At 69.4% G+C, this 18,942-nt stretch carries 16 protein-coding genes; 10 read left to right on the top strand and 6 right to left on the bottom strand.

Annotated features, from left to right (window positions below; all coding sequences use genetic code 11):
- Positions 1 to 4 precede the first annotated feature (4 nt).
- Genes ACLJO0_RS06030 through ACLJO0_RS06015 form a run of 4 tightly spaced genes read left to right on the top strand, consistent with a single transcriptional unit; the run spans position 5 to position 3,400 of the window.
- A complete protein-coding gene (locus ACLJO0_RS06030; protein ID WP_410576891.1) occupies positions 5 to 1,057 on the top strand; it encodes a hypothetical protein in 1,053 nt (350 codons plus the stop codon).
- A 12-nt stretch (positions 1,058 to 1,069) separates the two neighbouring features.
- The gene (locus ACLJO0_RS06025) at positions 1,070 to 2,095 is read left to right on the top strand and encodes a hypothetical protein (protein WP_410576890.1); all 1,026 of its coding nucleotides are present in this window, start codon (positions 1,070 to 1,072) and stop codon (positions 2,093 to 2,095) included.
- A gap of 7 nt (positions 2,096 to 2,102) precedes the next feature.
- Positions 2,103 to 3,236, top strand: a complete 1,134-nt coding sequence (locus ACLJO0_RS06020) for a hypothetical protein (RefSeq protein WP_410576889.1) — start codon at positions 2,103 to 2,105, stop codon at positions 3,234 to 3,236.
- Positions 3,233 to 3,400: a hypothetical protein gene (locus tag ACLJO0_RS06015; protein WP_158633076.1), complete on the top strand. Its 168-nt coding sequence runs from the start codon at positions 3,233 to 3,235 to the stop codon at positions 3,398 to 3,400. Before ACLJO0_RS06020 ends, ACLJO0_RS06015 begins: the two co-directional genes overlap by 4 nt.
- A 224-nt stretch (positions 3,401 to 3,624) precedes the next feature.
- On the opposite strand, the gene ACLJO0_RS06010 is transcribed toward ACLJO0_RS06015, so the two are convergent.
- The 5 genes from ACLJO0_RS06010 to ACLJO0_RS05990 are packed head-to-tail and all read right to left on the bottom strand — an operon-like array spanning position 3,625 to position 7,476.
- Positions 3,625 to 4,224, bottom strand: coding sequence for a dihydrofolate reductase family protein (locus ACLJO0_RS06010; protein ID WP_410576888.1), 600 nt, complete (start codon positions 4,222 to 4,224; stop codon positions 3,625 to 3,627).
- Positions 4,221 to 5,030 (bottom strand): metalloregulator ArsR/SmtB family transcription factor, encoded by an 810-nt coding sequence (locus ACLJO0_RS06005; RefSeq protein WP_410576887.1) that lies wholly within the window; start codon positions 5,028 to 5,030, stop codon positions 4,221 to 4,223. Before ACLJO0_RS06005 ends, ACLJO0_RS06010 begins: the two co-directional genes overlap by 4 nt.
- Before the next feature lie 33 nt (positions 5,031 to 5,063).
- On the bottom strand, positions 5,064 to 6,068 hold the full coding sequence (locus ACLJO0_RS06000; protein WP_410576886.1) for a methyltransferase: 1,005 nt from the start codon (positions 6,066 to 6,068) through the stop codon (positions 5,064 to 5,066).
- Between the two features lie 33 nt (positions 6,069 to 6,101).
- Positions 6,102 to 6,689, bottom strand: coding sequence for a short chain dehydrogenase (locus ACLJO0_RS05995; protein ID WP_410576885.1), 588 nt, complete (start codon positions 6,687 to 6,689; stop codon positions 6,102 to 6,104).
- Between the two features lie 13 nt (positions 6,690 to 6,702).
- Entirely contained in the window at positions 6,703 to 7,476 is a 774-nt protein-coding gene (locus ACLJO0_RS05990; protein ID WP_410576884.1) for an aminotransferase class IV family protein, read from the bottom strand.
- A 54-nt stretch (positions 7,477 to 7,530) separates the two neighbouring features.
- Here ACLJO0_RS05990 and ACLJO0_RS05985 point away from each other — a divergent pair, with 54 nt between their 5' ends.
- Positions 7,531 to 8,040, top strand: coding sequence for a DinB family protein (locus ACLJO0_RS05985; RefSeq protein ID WP_410576883.1), 510 nt, complete (start codon positions 7,531 to 7,533; stop codon positions 8,038 to 8,040).
- On the opposite strand, the gene dnaE is transcribed toward ACLJO0_RS05985, so the two are convergent.
- On the bottom strand, positions 8,027 to 11,533 hold the full coding sequence (dnaE, locus tag ACLJO0_RS05980) for a DNA polymerase III subunit alpha (protein WP_410576882.1): 3,507 nt from the start codon (positions 11,531 to 11,533) through the stop codon (positions 8,027 to 8,029). The two genes, ACLJO0_RS05985 and dnaE, sit on opposite strands and share 14 nt — an antisense overlap.
- Positions 11,534 to 11,653: 120 nt before the next feature.
- Here dnaE and ACLJO0_RS05975 point away from each other — a divergent pair, with 120 nt between their 5' ends.
- The 5 genes from ACLJO0_RS05975 to ACLJO0_RS05955 all read left to right on the top strand — a co-directional run bounded on the left by ACLJO0_RS05975 (position 11,654) and on the right by ACLJO0_RS05955 (position 18,926).
- Positions 11,654 to 12,589: a LysR family transcriptional regulator gene (locus ACLJO0_RS05975; RefSeq protein WP_410576881.1), complete on the top strand. Its 936-nt coding sequence runs from the start codon at positions 11,654 to 11,656 to the stop codon at positions 12,587 to 12,589.
- Positions 12,590 to 12,769: 180 nt separating this feature from the next.
- On the top strand, positions 12,770 to 14,191 hold the full coding sequence (locus ACLJO0_RS05970) for an MFS transporter (RefSeq protein ID WP_410576880.1): 1,422 nt from the start codon (positions 12,770 to 12,772) through the stop codon (positions 14,189 to 14,191).
- Positions 14,191 to 15,666, top strand: a complete 1,476-nt coding sequence (locus ACLJO0_RS05965; RefSeq protein WP_410576879.1) for an FGGY family carbohydrate kinase — start codon at positions 14,191 to 14,193, stop codon at positions 15,664 to 15,666. Before ACLJO0_RS05970 ends, ACLJO0_RS05965 begins: the two co-directional genes overlap by 1 nt.
- Before the next feature lie 30 nt (positions 15,667 to 15,696).
- The gene (locus ACLJO0_RS05960; RefSeq protein ID WP_410576878.1) at positions 15,697 to 17,367 is read left to right on the top strand and encodes an FAD-dependent oxidoreductase; all 1,671 of its coding nucleotides are present in this window, start codon (positions 15,697 to 15,699) and stop codon (positions 17,365 to 17,367) included.
- Complete coding sequence (locus ACLJO0_RS05955; RefSeq protein WP_410576877.1) at positions 17,364 to 18,926, top strand: FAD-binding oxidoreductase; 1,563 nt, start codon at positions 17,364 to 17,366, stop codon at positions 18,924 to 18,926. The genes ACLJO0_RS05960 and ACLJO0_RS05955 overlap by 4 nt, the downstream gene beginning before the upstream one ends.
- The last annotated feature ends 16 nt before the right edge of the window (positions 18,927 to 18,942 follow it).

The following is an 18,942-nucleotide window of genomic DNA, read 5'->3' as shown; positions in this document are numbered from 1 at the left end:
GCTGATGCCCGAGCGCGATTCCGCCTGGCTGTCCGGTGGCGTCGTCGACGCCGAGGACGCCCGGCTCGCCACCGGATCTCTCGTGGCCGCCGGGAGCTCCCCGGTGCAGAGCCGGACCGGGCTGCGGCCGGCGGCGAGCGCCGGCCGGGTCGGGCCGACCAGTCCACCGTCCGGCAAGGTCCAGGTCGCCCCGTTCCAGGCGGTCATCCAGGGCACCCGTTCACCCAGCGCGGGCTCGTACCTGGTGACACTCGATCAGGCCAAGACCATCGACGTGCTCGGCGCCGTGCCCGCCCACGCGACCTTCGCCCGGTACGACCTCATCGTGGCGCGCCAGACCGACACCCAGTACGGCGACACGACGTCGGCGATGACGGTGAGCCTGGTCGCGGGAACGCCCGCGCAAACGCCGGTGGAACCCACGGTCTCCGGTGACGTCATCGTGCTGGCCCGGATCACGGTCCCCGCCAACGCGACCACGATCGGCTTGACGCAGCTTCAGGACCGGCGCGTCTTCACCAGCTCCATCGGCGGTGTCGTACCGGTCCACGGCGAAGTGAACCGGCCGGCCGTGCCGTACGCCGGTCAGCTGGTGTACCGACAGGACCTTCGGGTGCTCGAAGCCTACGAGGGCACGGCGTGGAAGCCCGCGGTCGCCAACTCGCTGGCCATCTACGGGCCCAACGACCCGGGCTGGCCGCTGGGCGGGGCCACCGTCGGCGGCGACCGCCGGGTGTTCAACCGGCTGACCGTGCCGGCCGTGTACTTCCCCCGCAGGCTGTTGATCACCGCGATCGCCTTCTACGACACGTCCGGGGCGGCCGACCGGTACGACATCACCCTGCAGGCCAACGGCACCACGGTCGGCCTGACCGTGGTGAACACCCCGATCGGTGCCGGGATGGCCACCGGCTCGGTGACCGGGATCGCCAGCCAGCCCGCCGACACGGTCGTCACCGTCGAACTGGGCATCCAGCGGTTCGCCGGCGACGGGACGGTCCAAGTCGGGTGGGGCCATCCCTACGACTCCATCAACGTTCTCGCGATCCCCAGCTAGGAGAAGAAAACCATGCCAGAACGCGACTCCGGCTGGGTCGGCGGCGCCGTGGTCGACGCCGAGGACGCCCGGCTGGCCACCGCTGCCCTCGCCGCGCCGGGCAGGTCCCCCGCCCAGTCCCGCACCGGCCTGCGGCCTGCTCCCGGCGACCCGGGACTGGTCCGCGCGACCCCCACGCCGTCGGGAAACGTGACCGTGCAACCGTTCCAGGCCGTCATTCAGGGCACACGGCACGCCGCCGCGGGCGCTTATCTGGCGACACTGGACGAGCAGAAAACGCTCGAAGTGCTGAAGGTGCCCGCCCACGGCTCGTACAACAGGCACGATCTCGTCGTCGCCAGGCAGACCGACGCGCAGTACGGCGACCCGGCCTCGAAGTTCACCGTCGAGGTCGTCGCGGGGACCGCCGCGTCGCAGCCGAGCGACCCGACGGTGACCGGCGACGTGCTCAAGCTCGCCCGGATCACGGTGCGCGCCAACACTTCGACCGTGACCGGGGGCGACATCACCGACCTGCGCCCGTACACCTGCGCGGTGGGCGGGATCCTGCCGGTGCGCACCGCGAGCGAGCGTCCCGTCGACGCCTACCCCGGCCTGTACGTGCATCGCGCCGACACCGGCAAGCTCGAATTCTGGAGCGGCAGCGCGTGGAAGTCGCTGGTGGTGGACGACGACACGGGCTGGCAGGTCGTACCCGTGGCCGCCGGCTGGACGGCGGGAAGGCCGAATGACACCGAGGAAGCGACCGTGGTCCACGTGCGCAGGATCGGCCCCGAGGTGTACGTGCGGGGCGCGGTCACCCGCCAGAACACCCCGGCTGGCCACGGCACGGTGATCCTGACGCTGCCGCAGGCCTATCACCCGCAGTTCGGGCACCACTGGGCCGGGAACACCTGGAGCGGCCAGGCCATCGGCTCGCATCAGTTCCTCGACCTCGGGATCCAGCGAAACGGTGTCCTGGCCATGTGGACCGACAACAACGTCGGTGTGCCCGTCGGCGAGACCATCCTGCTGAACACGTCCTACCTGCTGGGCTGACCGGACGATGACGAACCAGAACACCGCCCGCTACCGGTACATCGTGGCCGATCTGCGGACCGGGCAGGTACACGCGGAACTGCCGCTGCGCGACGTCTCGTTCAGCTCGGTGCTCAACGACGCGGGCGAATTCCAGGGCAGACTCGTGCTCGGTGATCCCCGCATCGCCGTGGGCGAACCCGAATTCGTGACGAGACCCGCGCACACTGCGCTGTACGTCGAACGCGACGGTGTGCTGGTGTGGGGCGGGATCGTCTGGACGAGCAAGTACTCGTCGGCGGGCCGCGCGATCGAGATCGGCGCGGCGGGCTTCCTGTCCTACTTCGACCATCGCCGGGTGCTGCCGAAGGACTTCGACCCCGCGAGCGGCACCCTGGCGGGGATCGCGGTCACGTACACGGGTGTCGACCAGACCGAGATCGCCCGCAACCTGGTCGCCACCGCGCAGGGGCATCCGCGCGGCAACATCCGGGTGCAGTCCGATCCGTCGGTGACGTCCGGGATCCGGCGCACGATCAGCTATCCGGGCCGTGAGCTCAAGTCCGTCGGCGACGCGCTGCGCGAGCTGTCCGATCTGGAGAACGGACCGGACTTCGCGTTCGACGTCGGCTACGGCGAGGGTGGCCACGCGGTGCGCAGGTTGCGGATCGGCACGCCGGAACTGGGCCAGCAGGGCACGCCGCATGTGTGGGAGTTCGGCGGCAACCTCATCGAATACTCGTGGCCACGCGACGGGTCGTCGATGGCGACCCGGGTGTTCGCCCTCGGCGACGAGAACGAAGCGGGCCAGCAGGTCGGCATCGCACAGGACAACTCGGCAGCCCGGCTGTTGCTGGAAACCGAGGTGTCGCTCGTGAACCTGAGTGATCCGGGGCTGCTTCGTTCGCAGGCACGCTCGGCGCTGGCCGCCGCGGTCGATCCGGTCGTGCTGCCCGAGTTGGTCGTCCGGGGTGATCTGGACCCGGTGCTCGGCTCGTACGCCGTCGGCGACCATGCGCTCATCGTGGTGCGCGACGACTTCTTCCCGCTCGGCACCCAGTTCCGGGTCCGGATCGTCGCGCTCGAAGTGACCCCGGGCGATGACGCGGGCGAGGAACAGGTGCAGCTCACCGTGTCACCGATCAGTGGAGGACCGTCATGACCCGCGTGAACCAGCCCGACTCGCTGCTCACCGAACTGCGCGACATCAAACGGCGGCTTCGTGCGCTGGAGACCAGGAGTGCCGCGCTCGCCCCGGCACCCGCGGCCGCCTCGGCTGCCGACGTGCCGGAGACCGAGGAGCCGCGCGCCGACAAAGCCGAGTAAGCGATCGTGACTACGTACTGCTGTGATCCGATGGACGACTCACGGCGGGACCCGGCCGCACGCGTGTCGTCCATCGGATCACGCGTGTCGTCCGTTCGGTGCAGGTGGTCGTGAGTGGCGTTTCGGGTCCTTGCCCGCCTGAGTACATGAAGGCCTTCACGGACCGAGCCTGGCACCAACCCGCAGCCGGAATCCCCGTAGATACCTAAGGCCCGAATCGTCACTCACCGCGCGCGGTCGTAAACGAGCGCCATCTCCCCCAGCTCCCCGACCTCCTGATACGCCAGTGTCCACTTCGACGCGGGCAGCCCGTCGACGAACAGGCGCTGCCCGCCGCCGGTGATCTCGGGGCAGATCATCAGGTACAGCCGGTCGATCAGGTCGTCCGCGAGCAGGTCCTTGATGACGCTGGCGCTGCTGTTGACCAGGATGTCGCCTTCGCCGCTCGCCTTCAGATCGGCGATGACGTCGGCGGCGGGGGCGTTCACGACGCGGGCGCGATCCCAGGGCGCCTCGGTCAGGGTTGCGGAGAAGACCACCTTTTCGGCGTCCATGAGCCACTTCGCGTACGCGCGGTCGCGGGGGTCGGCGTTCTCGTCTGCCGCGATGGTCGGCCAGAAGCCGAGGAAGCCCTCGGCGTTCAGTCTGCCGAGCACAGCGGTGGTCGCCTTTTCGTGGATGCGGGCAAGGTGGGCGCGGGCGACGTCGGTGGTGGCGTACGAGACGATCGCGCCCATGTCTCCGGGGCCGCCGGGGCCGCTGTAGTGGCCGTCGAGGGTGAGGCTGATGTTCGCGGTGACGCGGCGGCCGGTCGGGTTCGTCATGGTGTTCGGTCCTTTTCCTGGGTGATTCGAGCCGCGAGGTTGTCGAGCACCTGGCCCCAGCCGGTTTCGATGCCGGCGATGAAGGGGACGGCCTCGACGGTGGTTTCGGTGATGCGCAGGTCGAGGCGGAGCCGGGTTCCGCCCGGCGCCTCGGTGAACTTCAGGTCGTAGTGACCGGTGAAGAAGGTGTCCCCCTTGGCGTCCAGCACCGACAGGTCGAACTCGAGGTGTTCGGGTTCGGCCGCGGCGCGGACCTCGCCCGCGGAGCGGTATCGCCCTTCCGCGTCGCGGTAGTCGAGCACGGCTCGGCCGCCCGTCCACGGCTCGATGACGCAGTCGGTGACGGTCATCGAGGGCGGCGCCCACCAGGAGGCGAGCAGCGCGGGGTCGGTCCAGTGCCGCCAGACGTCGTCGCGCGGCGCGGCGAGCAGGCGGTCGAACGCGAACGCCCGTCCGTCCGCCCACCGGTCCCGGCTCGCGGCCGCGGTGTCCGCGGAGATCGCGGCCTGATAGCGCGTGAGGACATCGCGCTCGCCCTCGTTCGCTTCGATGGTCTCGATCAGCGCCCGCACCCGGCTTCCGAAGTCCTTCAGCGGGCCCGCTTCGACCGCGTAGACGCGACGCTGCCCGAGCGGGAAGACCGTCACGAGACCGACGCGGGCAAGGGTCTGCAGGTGCTTGGTGGTCTGCGGCTGCCGCAGGCCGGTCAGCTCGGCGAGCTCACCGACGGACCGGGGCCGCTCGGCGAGAAGCTCGACGATGCGCCACCTCGCTCCGTCTCCCAGTGCTGCTGCGATCTGCTCCATGCCGAGAAGTATTCACTTGGCAGAATATTCTTGTCAAGGAATATCTTCGCGATGGAACTCCAGCAGGCTGCGCTGCTCGGTCAGCGTGGAGAGGGAGTCGAAGACCAGGCCGTGTGCGGCGGCGAGTTCGCGAAGTTCGTCGAGGCGCCGCTCGCGGCCGCCGTAGAGGACGAGCATGACCAGGTCCCACTCGGTCTGCGCCCCGATCCCGCCGACCGCCTCGATGACGAGGACACGCCCACCCGGGCGGGCGGCCTCGGCGCAGCGGGCCAGGATGCGATGGGCGTGCTCGTCGTCCCAGTCGTGGAGGATGTCGGACAGCAGATAGGCGTCCGCTCCGGCCGGGAGCGGGTCGAAGAAGCTGCCCGCGGTCACCTCGGTCCGGTCTTCGAGCCCCTGCTCACGTAGTTCCTTTTCGGCGACGGCCGCGGTGGGCGCGAGGTCGACGAGATGGCCGCGTACCGAGGGGTTGGCCTTCAGGATCGCGGCCAGCAGGCTGCCATGACCTCCGCCGACGTCGACGATCGTGCCGAAGCGGGACCAGTCGAAACCGGCGACGAGCCCCGGCACCTGCGTCAGGAACCGCTGGGTCATCTGCCGGTCGAACGTCTCCCGCAGATGCGGATGCTCGGCGAGATCGGCCCAGAAGTCCTGGCCGTAGCGGCGGATGTAACCCGCCTGACCGGTGGCGACGCTGTGCGCGAGTTCGACGAACGCCAGTTCGCCCCGCCCGCCGGCGGCGTTCATGTCCAGGAGCCCGGCGAGACCGTTTCCCGCGTCGGCACGCAGGTTCGCCCCGTAGTCGGTGGTGCGATAACCGGTCGATGTCCGTTCGAGGACGCCGAGGGTGGTCAGGTGCCCTAGCAGCAGATCGAGCGCGAGCGGCACTTGGCCGAGTTCCGCCGCCAGGTCACCGGCGGTCGCGCCGTCGCCGGACAGCCGGTCCGGCAACCCGAGGGTGACCGCGACCCGCAGTGCCATCGGAGTCGCCAGCCCGGCCAGCCGGAGGAGATCGTTTCTGTCCTCGTGGTTCGTCACGAAGATCCACTGTGGCAGCGCGGTCAAGTCCGTTTACGGGGTCAGCGTCCGCCCGGTGAGGCCCGCGGTCTCGACCGCCTCGACGTAGCTCCGCGCGACTTCCGCCGCCGGGGTGCCGCCGTCCGGTTCGCCGAGCGCGGCGAGCGTTTCGCTCACCCAGCCGGGGCTGACCGCGTTGACGCGCAGCCCGCGTGGCAGTTCGCGGGCCGCGGCGGCGACGAACGCTTCGAGACCGGCGTTGGTCAGGACCCCGAAAGCGCTGCCGCGCAACGTCTCCGGGATCCGGCCCGCGGTCACCGTGACCGAACCGCCGTCCGGCAGATACGGGACGGCGTGCCGCAGCAGGAGCACCTGGCCGAGCAGTTTCCCTTGCAGGCCTTGGGCGAACTCTTCATCGGTGCCGCCGTCGACCGGCACCAGCGAGCCACTCCCCGCGCAGCACACGACGTGCTCGATCCCCGGCTCGGCGGCGAAGAGCGCGTCGAAGGTGGCGGGCTGCTCGACGTCCACCTTGACTTCGCCGGAGCGGGACGCGGCGAGCACGGTGTGCCCGCGTGCGGTGAGCGCTTCGGAGACCGCGGCCCCGATCGTCCCGGTGGCACCGACCACGAGGATCTTCATCGACGTCTTCCTTTCAAGGGCGAGTGAGAGGTTCCGTTTCATAGGCCCGGTGCAGCGTCGCGACGAACGACGGCGCTTCCGGCAACGGCGTCGCGCCGATCCGGCGCACCGCGACCCCGGGCGTCCACGAGTTCATGACCACCGCGCCGCCGAGCCCCGGCAGGCCGGCGAGCGTGACCTCCTGGACCCGTTGCGGCACACCGAGCCCCTCCAGCCGCCGCTGGACGATGCCCATCGTCGTTCCCCGCAGCAGACCGGCTTCGGGCCACACCACCGTATCGCGATCCCAAAAGGCGAGGTTCCAGATCGTCGCCTCGCTCAACCGGCCCTGCCGGTCGACGAACGCCGCGTCGTCGAACCCTTCATCGACGGCCTGACGCCGGAAGTACGTCTTCGCCATCTCGCCGGTGTGTTTGATGCCGGGGATGACGCGCTCGTGTTCGACGGCCGTCAGCTTCAGCGGACCCGCCGGGCCGGACGCCGGAGGCCGGGTGCGCACGAGGACTTCGAGTTCACCCGGCAGGTGGACGGTCACGGTCAGGGAGACGTCGGATGGGCCGGACTCGATCGCCTTGCGCAGGTACGAGCGGATCAGGTCGTCGGGCAGGGCGTCGCCGAACAGCTCCAGCGAGGCGGTCCGGAGCCGGTCCAGATGCAGATCGAGGCCGCGGACCAGGCCGTCGCGCACCTGCATGGCCGTGAAGTGGGCGAAGCCGGCGAAAGCGAGTGGCGCCAGGTCTTCGGCGGTCGCGGTCTCGCCGTTCCGCTGCGCGACATAGGAACTCATATCCGCACCGTAATCCGGTTGCGGCCGCGGTGCCCCGGCGGCAGGATCCCGCTGGTGTCCGCTTCGCGTTCTGAACTGCCGCGCTGGCAGTTCGACCTGACCTGGTCGTTGTTCGAGTACCACCTCGCCGCCCTCGAACCGGCGGACTTCCGTTGGGAGCCCTCGGCCCTCTGCTGGACGGTGCGCCCGGACGGCACTCCCGACTGGGCGGACACCGAACCCGATCCGATCCCGGTCCCCACGATCGCCTGGCTCACCTGGCATATCGGCTGGTGGTGGAGCGTCGCGCTGGACCACGCGAACGATCGGACTCCGCGCGAGCGCGAGGAAATCACCTGGCCCGGCGAAGAATCCGCCATCGAATGGCTGCGCGGACTTCGCGAGGAATGGCTGGCCGTCTTGGATCGCTTGACCGACGCCGACCTGGACGCGCCCTCCGCCTATCCGTGGGGCGAGGACGCCGGGCTGACCTTCGCCCACACCGTCGCCTGGGTGAACTCCGAACTGATGAAGAACGTGTCCGAGATCGGCCAGCTCAGGTTGCTGCGGCTCAGCGCGGCGTGATGCCGGGGATGGACTTCAGCTCGCCAAGGAGCATCGAACTGACGGCCACCGGATAGTCGTCGAGCGCGTACACCGTCCCGGCGAGCTCCACCCGGACCGGAGTCTTTCCTTGATGTGCCAGCAAAGCCTGCCTTAGTTCGAGAACGGCGTCCTCGGTCAGCCGCTCGGCGGTCGCGTGCAGGGTCAGTGGCGGCTCTCCGTCTTCCGCCGCCGAAAGATCGAGCGGCACGAGGCCGCCACCGAATACGGACATCTTGTCCTCCCGCCAGTTCACCCGGCCGCTGACGCGGACGGCGTTGTCCTCGGCGAGATCCGCCGCGAACAGCGCGTACGCCTTGGGAAAGAAGAGAACTTCGAGCGCCGCATCGAGATCCTCGATCGTGCAGATCGCCCACGGCTCGCCCTTCTTGTTCACCCGCCGCTCCAGCGACGTGATGAGCCCGGCGACGACGACCTCGCCCTCCCGCGGCGGATTGTCGAGGATCGCCGCGATCGGGCGGGGCGCGTGCCCGCGCAGGACGCGTTCCGCCCCGTCGAGCGGATGCGCGGACACGTACAACCCGAGCATTTCCCGTTCGTGGGCGAGCAGTTCCTTGCGCGGCCACTCTTCGACACCCAACTTGAGATGCGCGAGCGGTGAGGTGCCTTCTTCGCTCCCCTCGCCCGTGCCGAAGAGGTCGAACTGGCCCATCGCCTGCTTGCGTTTCAACGGCACCACGGCGTCCACCGCGTCCTCGTGCACCCGCAGGATCGACAGCCGTGTATGCCCGAGCGAGTCGAACGCGCCCGCTTTGGCCAAGGACTCGATGACCCGTTTGTTGCAGGCCACCAGCGCCGACTTGTCGAGGAAGTCGCCGAACGACGCGTATTTCCCCTTCTCCCGCCGTGTCGCGATGATCGATTCGACGACGTTCGCGCCGACGTTGCGCACCGCGCCCAGCCCGAACCGGATCGCGTCCCCTACCGCCGAGAACCGGAGCCCCGACTCGTTGACGTCCGGCGGCAGCACCTTGATCCCCAGCCGACGGCATTCCGAGAGGTAGACCGCCGACTTGTCCTTGTTGTCCCCCACCGAAGTCAGCAGGCCCGCCATGTACTCGGCGGGGTAATTCGCCTTCAGGTACGCGGTCCAATAGCCGACCAGGCCGTAGCCCGCGGCGTGGGACTTGTTGAACGCGTACCCGGCGAACGGCAGGATCGCGTCCCAGAGTGCCTGCACGGCCTCGAGCGAGAATCCGTTGGCGAGCATGCCGTCCCGGAAGCCCTCGAACTCCTTTTCCAGTACCTCTTTCTTCTTCTTGCCCATCGCCTTGCGCAATACGTCGGCGCGACCCATGGAATAGCCGGCGACGTCGCGCGCGATCCGCATGATCTGTTCCTGGTACACGATCAGGCCGTGCGTCTCGGCCAGGATCTCGCGCAGCGGTCCGGCCAGTTCGGGATGGATCGACTCGATCGGCTGCCTGCCGTTCTTGCGGTCCGCGTAGTTGTTGTGCGTGTTCATCGCGATGGGGCCGGGCCGGTACAACGCGTTCACCGCGATGATGTCGCCGAATCCGGTCGGCCTCAGGCGACGCAGCAGATCCCGCATCGCGCCGCCGTCGAGCTGGAAGACGCCGAGACTGTCACCGCGGGCGAGCAGTTCGTAGGTCGCCGGATCCTCGACACCGAGCGTGTCGAGGTCGATCTCCTCGCCGCGGTTGGCCTTGATGTTGTCGAGCGCGTCACCGATGACGGTGAGGTTGCGCAGGCCGAGGAAGTCCATCTTCAGCAGGCCGATGGCCTCGCACGACGGGTAGTCCCAGCCGGTGATGACCGCGCCGTCGTCCCGCCGCCACAACGGGATCGCGTCGAGCAGCGGTTCACTCGACATGATGACGGCGCAGGCGTGCACCCCCGCGTTGCGGATCAGTCCTTCGAGCCCGCGCGCGGTGTCGAAGATCTTGGCCGCCTCGCCGTCTCCCTCCAGCAACGCGCGGACCTCCGCCGCTTCGGCGTAACGCTCGTGCCCTGGCTCCACGATCCCCGCGAGCGGAATGTCCTTCGCCGCGACGGGTGGCGGGAGCGCCTTGGAGATCCGGTCCGCGATCGCGTAGCCGCTCTGTCCATAGTGGACGCGGGCGGAATCCTTGATGGCCGCCTTCGTCTTGATGGTGCCGAAGGTGATCACCTGAGCGACGTGCTCGGCGCCGTACTTGTCGGTGGCGTACCGGATCATCTCGCCGCGGCGCCGGTCGTCGAAGTCCATGTCGATGTCCGGCATGGAGACCCGCTCGGGATTGAGGAACCGTTCGAAGAGCAGGCCGAGGTCGATCGGGTCCAGATTGGTGATGCCGAGCGCGTACGCCACGAGCGAGCCCGCCGCCGAACCGCGGCCGGGCCCGACCCGGATGCCGACGCGGCGGGCGTGGTTCATCAGGTCCGCGGTGATCAGGAAGTACGCGGGGAAGCCCTTTTCGGCGATCACGCCGATCTCGAAGTCGGCACGGGCGAGGTACGCGCCGGGGACGCCGTCCGGCAGGCGGCGGCGGAGCCCGGCCGCGACCTCCTCACGCAGCCAGGATTCCTCGTCGTGTCCCTCGGGGACCTCGAAGACCGGCATGCGGTCGACGTGCCGGTAGACGTCGTCGTAAGGCTCGATCCGTTCGGCGATGAGCAGCGTGGAATCCGCCGCGCCCGGCACTTCCGTGTCCCAGTACCGGCGCATCTCCTCCGCGGACTTGAGGTAATAGCCGTCGCCGTCGAATTTGAACCGCCCGGGGTCGTCGAGGGTCTTGCCGGACTGGACGCACAGCAGCGCCGAATGCGCCGCAGCCTGATCCTGGGTGACGTAATGTGAATCGTTGGTGGCCAAGGGTTTCAAGCTGAGCCGCCGCCCGATGTCGAGGAGTCCGTCCCGCACGGACCGCTCGATCGGGAGGCCGTGGTCCATCAGTTCCAGGAAGAAGTCGTCCGCGCCGAAGATGTCGCGATAGTCCGAGGCCGCCTGGATCGCCTCCTCCGGCTGGCCGAGCCGGAGCCTGGTCTGCACCTCGCCGGACGGGCATCCGGTGGTGGCGATGATGCCTTCGTGGTGCCGCGAGAGGAGTTCGCGATCCATCCGGGGTTTGCGGTAGTAGCCCTCCAGGCTGGCCAGCGAGGACAGTTTGAACAGGTTCCGCAGCCCTGTCGCGTTCTCCGCGAGCATGGTCATATGCGTGTAGGCGCCGCCGCCGGAGACGTCACCGCCGCCGCCACGCCGCCCCCAGAACACCGGTTTCCTGTGGAAGCGGGACTCAGGCGCCAGGTAGGCCTCGATACCGATGACCGGTTTGAGCCCGGCCCGGACGGACTGCCGGTAGAACTCGTCGGCGCCGTACATGTTCCCGTGGTCGGTCATGCCCACCGCGGGCATGCCGAGCCGCTGGGCCTCCTCGAACAGCGGCGCGATCTTGGCCGCGCCGTCGAGCATCGAGTATTCGGTATGAACGTGCAGGTGCACGAAGGAGTCCACCGGCCACTCCCCATGGTTGTACGATTCCGATCCGACGCTGCGGATTGGACCCAAGGGGCACAGGCGTTGTCCAACAAGCGACACGCGGCGACCGACAACCAGAAGTTGTAGGGGGAGACAGTGGAGCTGGACCTGGGCGCGGTGCGCGCGTTCGTCGCGGTGGCGGAGGACCGGTACTTCGGCGAGGCGGCGATCCGGCTTGAGGTGAGCCAGCAGGCGATCTCGAAGCGCGTCGCGAAGCTCGAAGCCGATCTCGGCGTACGTCTGCTGTCGCGGACACGCGGCGGCGCCGAGCCGACCGAAGACGGCGAGGAGTTCCTCAAACACGCTCGCGCGCTGATCAACCTCGCGGACCAGGCCGTCGAGCGGCTTCACGGCAGACGCCGTCCCCTGCGCGTCGACGTCCTCGGCACGCGGCTGGCGACCATGGAGGTGATCCGGGCGTTCCACGCCGACCACGACGACGAACTGGAACTGGTCACGCCCGGGCTGGGCACGGTGCGCCGATCGATGCTGCCCGAGACGGTCGATGCCGCCTTCGCGCGCGTCAGCACCGCGCCGGAGCCGGGCATCGGCCGCACACCCGCCTACCTGGAGCCGGCGAACCTGCTGGTCGGGCGGCGGCATCCGCTCGCGCGGCGGCGGCGGGTCGCGATGGCGGAACTCGACGGCATGACGGCGTGGATGCCCTACAACGCGCGGGCCAGCGAATGGGCGGAGTTCTGGCAGGAGCTGTGCCCAGAGTTCGGCATCCTGGTCGACACCGACGGCCCGAACTTCGGGCTCGAACACCACATCGAGGTGCTCGGCACGTCGAAGGACCGGCTCGGTTTCGTCGGCGCGAAGATGCACGTGCCCTGGCATCCGGACGTCGTCCAGATCCCGCTCGTCGACCCGACGCCGGTGTACCCGTTCTCCCTGCTGTGGCGGCACGAGAACCGGCATCCCACGCTGCCGCTGCTGATCGAACACGTCCGGTCCGGGTATCGGCCGTTCGACCCGGAGCGGCAATGGCTCCCGGTGTCGGACCGGGAGGCGATGAGCTCGGGTCAGTGAGGACGTTCCGCGCCAAGTGTCCTTTGTGGCCGGACAGGGCACCGTCTTGACGGGCCACGGATCGGGATCTACTCTTCTCCCTTCAGACAGGCACAGACGAAGAGCCACTGTCAGCGGTCTTCGTCGTGTCTGTTTTTTTGTGTCGGATCGCTGACAGCCAGCGCAGAAAGTTGGCGGTCCATGAGTTCATCGACGCTCAGCCCGACAGGCTCGATCTCGAACGTTTCCCAGGTAGCCGCGCTGATCAACAGTCTTTCGAAGTTGCCGCGCAAGGCGAATCTGCTGTGGTATCTCGTGCTGGGCGGCCTTTTCCTGGACGCCTATTCCAACGCCGCGCTCGGCGCGGGCCTGTCGCCGATGATCAAGGAACTCGGCCTCAGCTCCACCCAGGTCGGCGTGCTCACCGCGACCGCGCCCGCGGTCGCCATCCTGTTCAACCCGATCGGCGGCTGGCTGGCCGCGCGGATCGGGCGGGTCAAACCGCTCATCGCCGCCAAGGCGATCGCGGCGATCGGCGCCGTGCTGACGGCGACGGCGGGCGGCTTCGGCGAGGTGTGGTTCGGCCGCGGCCTGGTCGGCGTCGCATACGGCATCGACTTCGCGGTGGCGATGGCCATGCTGGCCGAGTACACCCCCGCGAAACTGCGCGGACGGCTCAACCTCTGGCAGTCCGTCTGGTACGTCGCCACCACCGTGAATCTGGGGCTGACGCTGGTGTTCTTCCACCTCGACGCCGGGGTGGGGATCTGGCGCTGGTCCGTCGGTTCGGCGGGCGTCTTCGCCATCGCGCTGCTGGTGTTGCAGCTGATGTTCCTCGTCGAGAGCCCGTCGTGGCTCGCGGCCAAGGGAAAGCTCGCCGAGGCCGCGGTCAGCCTCCGCCGGATTTACGGTTTCCAGGTGACCCCGGGGACCAGGAGCGGGCCGGATCCCGCCACGGAGCAGAAGATCGGGTTCCGGCACGCGGGTGTGCTGTTCCGCAAGCCGTATCTGCCGCGGACCTTCCTGTCCACGGCGATCTCGCTGACCCAGTCGATGCAGTACTTCGCCGTCGGGTGGTACCTGCCGGTGATCAGCCTGGCGATCTTCGGCCAGGCGTTCCAGACCGCGACCCTCGGTTCGATGGTCTTCAACATCGCCGGGATCATCGGCGGCGCGCTCTCGGCGTACGTCGGCAGGAAGATCGGGCTTCGGACGAGTTCCGCCATCGGCTACGCGTTCGCGTTCGCCATCCTGCTGGTGATGGGGCTGGGCTTCGGGAAACTGCCGATCGCCGTCGGTTTCCTGCTCCCGTTCCTGTTCATCTTCTTCCACTCGGCCGGACCGGGCGCGAACGGCAAGTCGATCGCGGCGCTGTCCTACCGCAGCGACATCCGCACGCTCGGCACCGGGGTGACCGGGATGCTCGGCAGCTTCGGCAGTGTGATCGGGCTGTACGTGTTCCCGCAGATCAAGGAGGCGATGGGGCTGGGGCCGACGATCGCCCTGCTCGCGGTGGTGCCGTTCCTCGGTCTGGTCTCGTGCCTGATCGTCCGCTGGGACCCGACCCGCAGCGGAATCGATCCCGACGACGAGACGATCGACCTCGAACTCGGGCGCGCCTGATGCGGCGCGGGATCCTGGCGGTCGACGAGGGTTCCACCGGCACCAGGGCGGCGGTCGTCGGCGAGGACGGCCGGTGCGGGCCCTCCTTCTACACCTCCATCGACGTGAGCCACCCCGAACCGGCGCAGGTCGAACAAGACGCCATGCAGCTCCTGGACCGGACCGTCGACGTCGCCCGGCAAGCGGTGGCGTGGGCCGCCGAGAACGGCGTGGAGATCGCGGGGATGTCGATCTGCACCCAGCGCGCGACGGCCGTCCTGTGGGACCGGGAGACCGGCCGCCCGCTGGCCCCCGCCGTGGTGTGGCAGGACAGCCGCTACGCCGCGGAACTGGCGCAGCTCGCTCCGGAGTGGGACCGGCACTTGTGGCAGGCGACCGGCCGTCCGGTGGGGACTCGTGCCCCGTTCCTGTGGGCGGCACGGCAACTCGAACGGCTCGACGTCCCGGCGGAGCGGGTGCTGTTCGGTTCCGTCGACACCTGGCTGGTGTGGCATCTCAGCGGTCGCGAGCGCTTCACGATCTCGGCGACCAACGCCGTCGCGTTCGGCGGATATCGGTTGCGTGAGCACGCGTGGGACGCGGAGTGGCTGGCAGCACTGGGTTTTCCCGTCGAGCTGGCGCCGTCGCCGCAGGACGACGACGGCGATTACGGTTACACGGACCCGGAACTGCTCGGCATCCGTGTGCCGATCGCGGCGGTCATGGGCGATCAGCACGCGTCACTGATCGCGCTGGGCGCGCTTTCGCCCGGCCAGGGCACCTGCGTCCACGGCACCGGCACCTTCGTCGGCGCGCTGGCCGGCGACGAGCCACCCGAGGCGGTGGGCGGGCTCGACGGCGTGCTGTGCCTGGTCGCCTGGCGCGGCGGCGGCCACAGCCGGTTCAGCCTTGAGGCCTACACCTCGACCACCGGCTCCGCCCTGCGCTGGCTCACCGAAGATCTCGGACTGTTCGCCTCGGCGGCCGAGATCAGCGCGCTGGCCGCGACACAGCCTAGCGGCGAGGCGACCTGGTTCGTGCCGACGCTCGCCGGGCTGCGCACGCCGGTACTGCGGCCCGAAGCGCGTGGTCTGATCGCCGGGCTGAACCTGGCGACCACGCGGGAAGTCCTTGCCCGCGCGGTGATCGACGGCATCGCCCACGCGGTGAGTGACACGGTCGACGCCTTGCGGACGACCATGGACCGGCCCATGACACATCTGCGGGTGGGCGGCGGTCTGGCGGCGAGCGACGCGTTGCTCCAGAGCCAGGCCGATTTCACCGGTCTCGCCATCGAGCGGGTGGCGGATTCGGCGACCGCCAGCCTGCGCGGCGCCGCCTATCTCGCCGGCACGCGGCTCGGGCTGTGGCCGTCGCTGGCCGACGCGGTGGCCCACCGCCCACCGGACCGGATCTTCGAACCCGGCCTCGCCGAAACCGACCGGCTGAAGCTGCGGGCGCGCTGGCAAGACGTGCTCGCCGTCTCGCTGTCGTGAATCCCTTGTTCTGATCGGAAAGGCTCCTCAATGTTCACACTGCCGTCCCGGCGGCCGAACGCCGTCGCCGCGGGAGCGACCCTTTCGGCCCCCTTGCGGCTGGACCGTCGCACCGCGCTGACCGGACTCGAAACCGATGAATTCGACCTGCTCGTGATCGGAGGCGGGATCACCGGCGCCTATACCGCGCTGGACGCCGTCTCCCGCGGCCTTTCGGTCGCGCTGGTCGAACGGGACGACTTCGCCTCGGGGACGTCGTCCAAATCGTCCAAGATGGTGCACGGCGGCCTGCGCTACATCGAGCAGGGCAACCTGGACCTGGTCCGGCATTCCCTGCTGGAGCGTCAGCGGTTCCGCCGCAACGCCCCGCATCTGGTGCAGCGCCTGCCCTTCCTGTTCCCGATCCTGGCGAAGGACGGCGTTTTCGACGCCAGGATCGCCCGTGCCTTCGAGAGTCTCTTGTGGACATACGATCTCGCGGGCGGCTGGCGGATCGGCAAGCTGCACCAGCGGCTCACGGTCGACGAGGTGCTGACGCACGCCCCCACGCTGCGCGCGGACCATCTGCGCGGCGGCCTGATGTACTACGACAGCCGCGCCGACGACGCCCGGCTGACCCTCGCGATCGTGCGCAGCGCGGCCCGGCTCGGCGCGGTCGTCGTCAACGGCGCCGAGGTGACCGGCCTCCGCACCACAGGCGGACGCGTGACCGGCGCGACGGTCGAAGCCGACGGCGAGCGGATCGACGTCCGGGCACGCGTGGTCGTCAACGCGACCGGGGTGTGGGCCGACAACGTCGACGGCATGGCGTCCGCGGGACACCGCCCCCAGGTGCGCCCGGCGAAGGGCGTCCACATCGTGCTGCCGTGGTCGAAGATCCGCAACGACTGCACGGTGACGGTGCCGATCCCGGGCCGGGCGAGGCGGGCGACGTGCACCCGCTGGGGTGACGTGGTCGTCGTCGGCACCACCGACACCGACTACGACGGCCCGACCGACGACGTGCACTGCACGCGCGACGAGATGGAGTTCCTGCTCGAAGGCGCCACGATCGCCTTCGACACCAAGCTCGGCCCCGAGGACGTGCTGGGCAGCTACGCGGGTCTGCGGCCGCTCGTCGGCGGCTCCGAGGGGACCACGCTCGACATGCGGCGCGATCACCACATCACCGTCGCCTCGGGCATGGTCACCGTGACCGGCGGCAAACTCACCACCAGCAGGCATATGGGCGAGCTCGTCGTGGACAAGGCGCTCGGCCTGCTGGGGCGCAAAGCCCGCTGCCGCACCAAGAGCCTGCCCCTGCTCGGCGGCGCCGGATACGACGCCGAGGCCACCGCCGCGACCGGCGGGATCGCCGCGCACCTCGGCGGCCGCTACGGCACCGAAGCCCGTTTCGTGAGCGCGCTCGTCGACGAGGATCCGACGCTCGGCGAGCCGCTCATTCCCGGCCAGCCGCATCTCAAGGCCGAGGTCGTGTTCGCGGCCAGGTCGGAGATGGCGCGTTCGGTGGACGACGTGCTGTCCCGGCGCACGCGGCTGAGGTTGTTCGCCAGGGACGCCTCCGCCGAGGCGGCTCCGCTCGTCGGCGAACTGCTCGGCGCCGAACTCGGGCTGTCGCCGGACACCGTGGCCGCGCAAGTGGAGGACTATCGGGCGGAAGTCGCCCGGGAGAAGTCGATTCTGTTGGGAGACAACGCATGATCAGCAGTCAGGCCATCGCCCACCCGTTCAACCGGGGCAAGTACGTGGTCGGCGCGCCGACGCCGCCGCGCTGGGGCGACCGCACCCCGCCCGGCCAGGGCGCGGCATCGTTGCAGACGGCCACCGTCGCCGTGCCCGCCGCGCTGACCGAGTCGCTGCGGGGCGTCGCGGACGCGGTGCACACCGACCACGACGAGGTCGTGCTGCGCACCCGTGACTGGTGGGCCGGTTCGATGATCGGTGAGACCGCGGGAAACCCGGCGACCCCGGACGCGGTGATCGCCGAAGTGAGCACGGTCGAGCAGGTACAGGCCGTGGTCCGGCTGTGCGGTGAGCACGGGGTGCCGCTGACCGTGTCCGCCGGGCGCAGCAACGTCACCGGTGCCGCGCTGCCGGTGTTCGGCGGGGTGGTGCTGGACGTCTGCGGGTTGAACCGGATCCTGTCCTTCGACGCGGACTCCCAGGTCGTCGACGTCCAGGCAGGCATGTTCGGCGATCTGTTCGAAACCGAACTGCAGAAGACGCACGGCGCCACCACGGGGCATTGGCCGTCCGCCTTCGCACTGTCCACTGTGGGCGGTTGGGTGGCCTGCCGCGGCGCTGGTCAGCTCTCCACCCGCTACGGGAAGATCGAGGACATGGTGGTCGGCCTCGACGTCGTGCTGGCCGACGGCACGCTCGCCCGTTTCGGCGATTACCCGCGGGCGGCCACCGGTCCTGACCTGCGCCAGTTGTTCGTCGGCTCGGAAGGCACGCTCGGCGTGATCACCTCCGTGCGGCTGCGCACCCATCCGCTGCCCGAATACGCCAAAGCTGTCGCCTACGGTTTCGAAACCTTCGCCGAAGGGCTGGAGGCGTGCCGTCTGATCATGCAGCGCGGCGCGACCCCGGCCGCGATGCGGCTCTACGACAAGCTGGAGAGCGGAACGCACTTCGGCCTGCCCGACACCAACCTGCTGCTGATCGCCGACGAAGGCGACCCGGTGCTGGTCGACGCGATGCTCCGGGTCAGCTCCGAGGTCTGCGCGGCGACCGGGTCCGAACTGGACGGTCCGGCCTTCTTCGAGCGTTGGCTGGACGAGCGGATGCTGGTCGGCAAGTCCGCCCACGGGTTCACGCCCGGCCCGGGTTTCGTCGCCGACACCCTCGAAATGGCCGGGGCGTGGTCGGCGCTGCCCGCGATCTACGACGAGGTCGTGGCCGCGATCCAGGCCGTTCCGGGCACCGTGGCCGCCTCCGCGCACCAGTCGCACGCCTACACCGACGGCGCGTGCCTGTACTTCTCGCTACGCGGCGACGTCGAGCCGGAGAAGCGGCGGCACTGGTACCGCTCGGCGTGGGACGCGGCCAACGCCGTACTCGTGCGCCACGGCGCCGCGCTGAGCCACCACCACGGTTCCGGTCTGCTTCGCGGGCCGTACCTCGCGGACACGCTCGGCACCGGCTTCGCCACCTTCGTCGCCGTGAAGCGGACCCTCGATCCGCAGGGCCTGCTCAACCCGGGCAAGCTCGGGCTGCCCAGTGACTTCGGGCCGAACCCTCTTGACTCCACGAGCTGATCGACCACTGTGGACC

The organism is Amycolatopsis sp. lyj-108 (genome assembly GCF_046549005.1).
Taxonomy (GTDB): domain Bacteria; phylum Actinomycetota; class Actinomycetes; order Mycobacteriales; family Pseudonocardiaceae; genus Amycolatopsis.
This window is presented reverse-complemented; position numbering and strand designations above follow the sequence as displayed.